At 57.5% G+C, this 7,093-nt stretch carries 6 protein-coding genes; 4 read left to right on the plus strand and 2 right to left on the minus strand.

The features are described 5' to 3' along the window. Positions 1 to 102 precede the first annotated feature (102 nt). Together ASC93_RS03240 and ASC93_RS03245 are read right to left on the minus strand one after the other, a co-directional pair. A complete protein-coding gene (locus tag ASC93_RS03240; RefSeq protein ID WP_056436773.1) occupies positions 103 to 1,197 on the minus strand; it encodes a type IV pilus twitching motility protein PilT in 1,095 nt (364 codons plus the stop codon). A 96-nt stretch (positions 1,198 to 1,293) separates the two neighbouring features. Beyond that, the gene (locus tag ASC93_RS03245) at positions 1,294 to 1,491 is read right to left on the minus strand and encodes a hypothetical protein (RefSeq protein ID WP_056436776.1); all 198 of its coding nucleotides are present in this window, start codon (positions 1,489 to 1,491) and stop codon (positions 1,294 to 1,296) included. Between the two features lie 253 nt (positions 1,492 to 1,744). Between ASC93_RS03245 and pyrB the strand changes: the two genes are divergently transcribed. The 4 genes from pyrB to ASC93_RS03255 form a co-directional block, all read left to right on the plus strand. Then, on the plus strand, positions 1,745 to 2,716 hold the full coding sequence (gene pyrB / locus ASC93_RS03250) for an aspartate carbamoyltransferase (RefSeq protein WP_056436778.1): 972 nt from the start codon (positions 1,745 to 1,747) through the stop codon (positions 2,714 to 2,716). Positions 2,717 to 2,813: 97 nt separating this feature from the next. Beyond that, on the plus strand, positions 2,814 to 2,996 hold the full coding sequence (locus ASC93_RS31590; protein WP_200958258.1) for a hypothetical protein: 183 nt from the start codon (positions 2,814 to 2,816) through the stop codon (positions 2,994 to 2,996). Positions 2,997 to 3,526: 530 nt separating this feature from the next. Further along, a complete protein-coding gene (locus tag ASC93_RS29410; protein ID WP_200958259.1) occupies positions 3,527 to 4,060 on the plus strand; it encodes a hypothetical protein in 534 nt (177 codons plus the stop codon). Between the two features lie 18 nt (positions 4,061 to 4,078). Continuing rightward, positions 4,079 to 7,093: calcium-binding protein (locus tag ASC93_RS03255; RefSeq protein WP_307188955.1), on the plus strand; the 3,015-nt coding region annotated here is incomplete at its 3' end.

The following is a 7,093-nucleotide window of genomic DNA, read 5'->3' on the forward strand; positions in this document are numbered from 1 at the left end:
CGGTTGGTTGAGGGAGGGTCCCTCTACAGGATGACGGCACATGCGCCGCCGGCGGGCGGGGCCGGCGAAGCGGCGCGCCCGCGTGCGAAGCGGGTGCGGGTGTCAGCGCTTGGCGTTGACCATCTCGTGCAGCTCGAGACGGTTGTAGGCGGCGCGCATGGCATCCTTGACGTTGACCGCCTTCTTCGCGATCAGCTGGGCCAGGACGTCGTTCAGGCTGCGCGACATGCTGTCTTCCTTGCGGCGCATGAAGTCGGCGATCAGGTGCAGCTTGCCGGGGTCGGCGACGTACTGCGCCACCTGCTGGTTGTTGTTGAACACCATTTCGTAGGCGAGCACGACGTCGTCGCCCTGCTCGGTCGGCAGCAGGGTCTGGAAAACCACCGCGACCAGCGAATTCGACAGCGCGGCCGCGCGCTGCTCGCGCTGCTCGGCGGGGAAGAAACCCAGCAGCTTGGAGATCGCGCTGACGGCGCTGTTCGTGTGCATCGTCGCGAGCACGAGGTGGCCGGATTCGCCCGCGTGCAGGACGGTGTCGGCGGTGTCGAAATCGCGGATCTCGCCCACCATCAGGACGTCCGGCTTCTGGCGCAGCGCCTCGCGCAGGCCGGACGAGAACGTGGCGGTGTCGGTCGGGACTTCCTTTTGCGAGACGATCGACTGCTTGCGCCGCAGCTGATATTCGATCGGCTCTTCGATCGTGATGATGTGGGCGCTGCGCGTCGCGTTGATCTGGTCGAGCATCGAGGCGATCGTCGTCGTCTTGCCCGAGCCGGTCGGCCCCGTGATCAGGATGACGCCGCGCGTCGCCTCGAGCACGGTCTTGACGTAATGCGGCAGGCCCGTGTGCTCCAGCGCGATGGGCCGCAGCGGCAGGCGCCGGATCGAGATGGTGGTCTTCGAGCCGGACGAGGAGCGGAACACGTTGCAGCGCAGCCGGTAGTCGGTGAGGATGAACGGCCGGTCGATCGCGCTTTCGACGATCTTGTCCTCCCAATCCTCGTCGATGGCGTTCAGCACGGGCAGCATGTCCTCGAGCGTGACCGGTTCGGTGCCGACCTGGCGCCACCCGCGCGGCGACTTGATCATCACGGGCATGTCCTGCTCGATATGAATATCCGAGAAGCTCTGGCCGGAATTGACGAGGGAGATCAGCTCCTCCAGTAATTCACGGGATATCGAAAAATCGTCGGACATGGTGCACCTGGGTAATGTAGGACTTGTTCGAGTATAGCGCGGCTGCCTTTGGCTGACCAGACGTCCGGCGGTCGAGCCAGGTGGCGCGGACCGCCATCACCATGCGTCGCGCGCGCCCAGGTGGTAGGCATACCCGCGCAACCGCACCTGCTTTTCGACGCAGGCGCGCTGGATCTCCTTGAGCCGGTCGAGCGCGGCCTGGCGTGCTGCGACGATATGATCCGCCTTCCGCTCGAGCCGGTGGATTTGCCAGTGGATCAGCGCCCGGCGTGCCACGCAATACAACTTGAACATGTCTTCTCCTCGTCCATGGTTACGCACCGCGCCGCATCGGGTCTGGCGCGCGTCGTACCGTGAGTGGCCACCAGGTCGGAGGCGGTTCCGTGCCGCGCCCGGCCCGACAAGCTTGCAGTTTGCTGTCGATATGCCGTCAACCTGCTTTCAAAGCGATGCACAGTGAATATTTCTCCGAGGTGGCGTCTGGATCTTTGCCAGGTTCTCTTCTAGGATGCGCGGTTGACCGGCCTGCTGGACAACGGAGAATGCCTTGGAATTCGAGAACCGCAGTATCGTTTCAGTGAATCAATTCGACCTTGCCGGGCTGGATACCCTGTTCGACCTGGCGCGCCGGATGAAGCCCGTCGCCGCACGGAAGGCCAGGAGCAAAATTCTCGACGGCTACATCCTCGGCAATCTGTTTTTCGAGCCCAGCACGCGGACACGGATGAGTTTCGCCAGCGCGTTCATGCGCCTGGGCGGCCAGGTCAACAGTACGACCGGGACCGTCAACTCGTCGCTGGCCAAAGGCGAGACGCTGGCCGACACGATTACCATGATCCAGTCCTATTGCGACGTGATCGTGATGCGCCATCACCAGCTCGGCGCCGCCAGGGATGCGGCCGCGTATTCCAGCGTGCCGGTCATCAATGCCGGTGACGGCTCCGGCGAACATCCCACGCAGGCGCTGCAGGATTTGTTCACCATCATCGAGGAACGGCCCGGTCGCGGCGTCAACGGGGTGACGATCGCCCTGGTGGGCGATTTGAAGTTTGGCCGATGCGTGCCTTCGCTCGTGATCCTGCTATGCCTCCATGCGGGCGTGCGTTTCCTGTTCGTCGCGCCGCCCGAACTCCAGATTCCCGATCCGATTCTCCGCAGCGTGCGCGACCAGGGATTCGAAGCGATCCGGACGAGCGACCTGGACTCCGCGCTGAAGGAGGCCGATGTGGTCTACTGGACGCGCATCCAGGACGAGCGGATCGACGACAGGGACGTGCTGGCAGCGGTGCGCGGCAAGTATGTATTAACCCGCGCCAAACTGGAGTCCTGCTGCCGGAAGGACGTGGTAATCCTGCATCCCCTGCCCCGCATCGACGAGCTGCACACCGACGTCGACAGCCTGCCGAACGCCGCCTATTTTCGCCAGGCGGCGAACAGTATCCTGATCAGGATGGCGCTATTGCTATTGGTGCTGGGCAAGGAGACGGACTTCGACAAGTCTCTTGTTCCAGAAATGTAGTTACCATGAATCATGTAAAGAAGCGGGCAAACCAAACCGAATTACACGGGCCGCTCTTGATCCTTACAATTCCACAAATCAAGAGGAGAGGAATAATATGGCATTCATCAACGAATTCATTCCCGAAGCGGATATTAAGAAGTACGGTATTGAGGAAATCAATAAGAAGTACATCGTTGGAGGGACGAAGTCGGGCCAATGGACGATCGATCGAGATCGCGATATCTATTTGCGTTGCGTAGCACGCGGGAGAGAAGAATATCGAAGTGAATCGACGTGAACATTCTACTGGGACGGGGAATTGATTCCAAAAGAATTGCACATGATTGGAGGTGGCGGAAAAAGAGGCGAGCCAGGCTGGACGCATTGGAAGCTTCACCTTATCCATATTCCTCCGCATCTTCAAAATATGCGAGACGTTATTCTGGCAGATCTGAAGGATGCTTTAATCGCGTACAAAGATGGCGGCGTGTATTCAGCCAGCACGACATATTCCGTCACTCTTGACGTTTGATGCGGAGACTAACGTTACATGAGCCTGACTTCCACAGAAGCCATTACACTCCTACACACCAATCCAGACGCCTATACAACCGTTGACTCATTGCGTACTATTGCCAATCAAGTGGGTGTATCGGCAACCGGCAAAGTCACAGTCCTTCTTTAGGTATTGAGGGCCCTGGAATGACGGCCGTATTGGAAGAGCGACTTTCCATAAAACGCCACTCACCAAGAGGTGAAAAACCAGGTGCGGCCGATCAAAAATGAAATTTCGTACTGCTCGCTCCTCGCACCTAAAAAAGGACGCAAGTGCATTTCAATCGTGCTGCAGAGAACCTGGCAACACAAAAACATGACGACGTTTTCGTCTCCGCAAAAAAAATCCATCGATCTTCAACGTTTAAAAAACAGAAAAAGAAAGTCAATATGGCATTTATCAATGAATTTATCCCCGAAGCGGACATCAAGAAATACGGCATCGAAGAAGTCAATAAAAAATACATCGCAGGGGGAACCAACTCCGATCAATGGACAATTGATCGCGATCGCGACGTTTATTTGCGTTGCGTTGCAAGGGGACGCGACGAGTTCCGAAATGAATCGACATGGACGTTATATTGGGAGAGGGAACTCATAACCATAGAGCTTCACTTACTAGACGCAGGAGGAAGAAGAGGTGAATCAGGCTGGGCACATTGGAAGCTTCATCATATTTACATTCCTCCGCATCTTGAAGCCAGACGCAATGATATTCTGACCGACTTGAAGAATTCGCTAACGGCGTACAAAGGTGGAGGCGTTTACGCGCGCAATACGGAATATTCGGTGACTTTGGACGTTTGATGCGGAAAACCAACTAACATGATCCTGACCTCCGCACAAGCAATCTCACTGCTTAATACCAATCCGGATGCCTATATTACACTTGACTCATTACGAGCCCTTGCCACCCAAGTGGATGTATCAGCAACAGGCAAAGTTACAGTTCTTTATAGTGGACCTATCGCCCCGGGCATTTCATCCACCGGAATTATCAATGGGATGCTTGCAAATGGTGAGGATATTCGTGTAATTGACAACACTGAAGCTGCAAAATTTTTGAAATCCGATGCGTTTCTTGCCAAGGTGGCAGATGCACATGGGATTGATTTAATCGAACTCCAAGCGCCTACCTACCGGGGCCCCGCCGCCGACTGGCTATATGACGCCAAGTCTGGCCCTTGGGCCGACGCCTCGGGTCGTTTTGTCAGCGCCACCACCGGCGAGGTCAAAACCCTGACGCCGTTCGCCAGCCCGAACCGCACTTTTGCCCAGATCGAATTGCCAGCCCTGCTGGAGAACACGCACGTTACCACCGTCAACGGTGTGCCGCGCGAGGCGCTCACCGCTCTTTATCACGATTTGGGCGGTGCCGTGAATAGCGATGCTCTTTTAAAGCTGCAAGGTGCCACTGGCCTTTTGTCGTGGAAAGCGACCGCCGATCTGGATATCATCAAAAATGCGGACGGCACCTTGCTCGTCGACGCAGGCAAATTCCTCTCCGATGGCTTAAGCCCGGTGGCACCGGCATTCCCGGACGACATGCCGGGAAAATTGTCCGGTGCCGCAGCGATGGGCAGCCTGGCCGAAGTAAACAAGACGGCATTGCTCGCGAACATCGATTATCTGTCCAAGATCGACCTGGCGGCAAAAGGATTATCCAAGCTCAGTACGGCTGCGGCCGTCGTGGATTTCCTTTTAACTGTCAACGACGCCAGCGCGGCCGTGCAAGCAGGCGACACCGCCAAGGCTGGTTCGCTGCTGGCCGAATGGACGGCTACATTCGGCGCGAGCATGAGCGCCGGTCTGCTGGCCGGTGAAATTGTCGGATCGGCACTTGCGCCCCTTTATCTTACCGGGCCGCTAGGTGCCAGCGTAGCCGCGGTACTGACAATAGGGGCCAGCGTCGGTGCCGCAATGCTGGCTGCAACCGGTGCCGAAATACTTATCTCCGACCTTGTCGGTTCAAGCTTTTCATCGGCCCGAACTGTCACCCGCGATCCCCTGATCCTGGATCTCGACGGCGACGGGCTGGAAACCATCGGTCCGGCGCAATCGAACGTCAAATTCGACCACAACGGCGGTGGCATCAAGACAATCTCCGGTTGGGTCAAGCCCGATGATGGATTTCTCGTCATGGACCGCAACAACAACGGCGTGATCGACAACGGCCACGAACTCTTCGGCGACGCCACGCCTTTGTATGTTGGAGGTTTTGCCGCTGACGGCTTTGCCGCGCTGGTGCAGGAAGATACAAACGGCGACGGAAAAGTCGATAGCACAGATGCCAACTGGAGCAAGCTGCGCATCTGGCGCGATCTCAACCAGGACGGCATTTCGCAAGCGAATGAACTTTTCACGATGTCTGACGCCGACATCGCCAGCTTCAATGCCGCCAAGACCGTCAACAGTGTGAGATTAGCCAATGGCAATGTGGTCGCCGACCTTGGCACTTACATCAAAACCGATGGCGCGACCGGCACATTGAGCGAAACCAGCCGATTAGGTGACGTCAACCTTGCACAAGATACCTTCCATTCCCAATTCACCGATGCCATTCCGATCGACGCAGACGCGCAGCAACTGCCCAGCGTGCGAGGTTCGGGACTGGTACGCGAACTACGACAGGCAGCCAGCCTTGATACGGCGGCACGCAATACGTTAAAGGCGAAGCTCGCTGCGTTTGCCGCTGCCCACACAGGCGCCGAACAGCAAGCTGCGCTCGACGACCTGCTGCTGGCGTGGGCCGATACTTCGCCATTGATCCCATATATGCAGGACCGCAACCCGGCGCAAATCAAGGTCGTATGGGCCAGCGCCGCGCAGCAAGCGCAGTGGGAAACCAAACTGCATATCCTTGAAGCCTTTAATGGCCACTATTTCTTCGCACTGCCCGGCGAATCGCAAACAGGCGCGACCGGCATTACGTTGAGCGCACCCGATTCACAGGGCGTTCGCACCGCGACCGTGAACCTGGTTGGCGGCCAGACAAACCAGTTGCAGCAATCGTTTGATGCATTGAAGGATTCAGTATATGGTCCGATTGTATTGCAAACCCGCCTACAACCTCTGCTCGACACCATCCACATCGATCTCGACGCCGATGGTGCGCACCTTAATCTCGATCAGCTTAACGCCGCACTCAAGGCGCGCGTAGCCGACAACGCGATCAACGGCCTGACCGACTGGATCGACATTGCGAAGTACGCGCAACCGATCTTGGCCGGCGCCGGTTTCGACGCGTGGTCACCGCTCGAAACTACCCTGCGCAGCAGTGCCATTACAACGGACACGCTCAATGCACTGCACGTTCATATCGCCGGGGCGAACGGTAACTTGCTCAACGGGGGTGATACCGACGACCTGTTGTTCGGCGGTGGCGGCAATGACACCTTAGGCGGCGGAAATGGCAACGATTTTTATATTTTCCACGCTGGTGATGGACACGACGTTGTCTACGAGAACGCGAACGCAGGCGTCGATGTGCTGCAGTTGGGAGCGGGCCTCGATCCGAGCAACACGCGCATTAATGCCGAGAACCTGGATCTGGTACTTGCCTTTAATACCGGTGACACGGTTCGGATTTCTAACTACTTCGGCCAGAACCGCGTAGAGCAAATTCGCTTTGCCGACGGTACGACGTGGGATTTTGCCTCAGTAATCAGCAAGCCAATCATTGGCACCGCCGGAGCAGATACACTAAGCGCCACAGGTGGTTACGCTGGCAGCATCAACGGGCTGGAGGGCAACGACACCATCTACGGCAGCAGTGGTAACGATACGATCACCGGCGGCACAGGCAGCGACAGCCTCAATGGCAGCTCCGGCAACGACACC

It is taken from the genome of Massilia sp. Root335 (genome assembly GCF_001425685.1).
GTDB lineage: Bacteria > Pseudomonadota > Gammaproteobacteria > Burkholderiales > Burkholderiaceae_D > Telluria > Telluria luteola.

Excerpts from the sequence above, each read along its gene's own strand:
- ASC93_RS03245 (WP_056436776.1), bottom strand. The coding sequence starts at position 1,491 with ATGTTCAAGTTGTATTGCGTGGCACGCCGGGCGCTGATCCACTGGCAA.
- ASC93_RS31590 (WP_200958258.1), top strand. The coding sequence starts at position 2,814 with ATGGCATTCATCAACGAATTCATTCCCGAAGCGGATATTAAGAAGTAC.
- ASC93_RS03240 (WP_056436773.1), bottom strand. The coding sequence starts at position 1,197 with ATGTCCGACGATTTTTCGATATCCCGTGAATTACTGGAGGAGCTGATC.